Origin of the sequence: Aeromonas schubertii, assembly GCF_000820105.1 — a bacterium.
GTDB lineage: Bacteria > Pseudomonadota > Gammaproteobacteria > Enterobacterales > Aeromonadaceae > Aeromonas > Aeromonas schubertii.
Genome location: NZ_CDDB01000105.1, coordinates 1 through 856, shown reverse-complemented (window position 1 = coordinate 856; position 856 = coordinate 1). Strand labels below are relative to the sequence as shown.

The following is an 856-nucleotide window of genomic DNA, read 5'->3' as shown; positions in this document are numbered from 1 at the left end:
ATGTGCAGGTCGTGGCGCCGCCACTGCTCGCTCACCGGGATGGAAAACTCCCCCTCCCCCTTGGGCAGATCGATGCGCTGCCACCAGCGCAGCCCCTCGCTGTCTTCCACCAGCAAGAGCCCCTTGCCCGGGCGCGGCGCCACCACCTTGACCCGGGCCGTGTCGCCGGCGCGGTAGCTCGGCTTGTCGAGGGTCAGGGCTATCTTGTCCGGGCGCGCCTGCTCGCCGCCACCGCCCCAGCTCCAGTTGCCAAGGGCGAAACGCACCCGGCTGACGTGGCCCTGGGCGTTTTCCACCTCGAGGCGATACCAGCCCGGTTGCAGCACCAGTTGCAGCGGCGTCGGCCCCTTGCCATCCAGGGTCAGGCGCTCCTCTTGCTCCACGTAGGGCTGGCTGGTGAACTCGTACTTCCACCCCTCGTCTTCGCTGAACTGCCAGTAGTAATCGCGGTACTCGTTGACCAGCCGCACCGTCACCTCACCCGCCTGGGGGGCGCCGGTCTGATCCAGATCGAGGATCTCGAAGGGCTGGGCCCGGCCCCCTTCACTGTTTTCGGGGTCAAAGCCCAGGCGCAGCGCCGGCCAGCGTTCACCCGGCGCCCAGCCAAACTGGGTCAGGCGGCGGTTGACGGCGCGCCCGCCCGGCTCGGCCAGGCTCACCAGATAGGTCGCCTCGAGCGGTCCCTTGCCGGCGAGCCCCTCCAGCCGATCGGCAAGGCTCACGCTTCCCCGCCCCTCCTCATCGAGGGTGATCGGGTTCGGCGTCACCCGCTCCTTATCTCGCAGCACATCGCCAAGGGAGAATCCCTTCCAGCGCTCAAACGGCATGGTGGCGCGCACCAGGGTCACCTCGGCCC

The 856-nt window shown here is 68.9% G+C and carries 1 pseudogene; it reads right to left on the bottom strand.

Going from position 1 to position 856, the window contains the following annotated elements:
- Positions 1-856 (bottom strand): annotated as a pseudogene (locus tag BN1133_RS20385) (alpha-2-macroglobulin family protein); the annotation flags it as partial.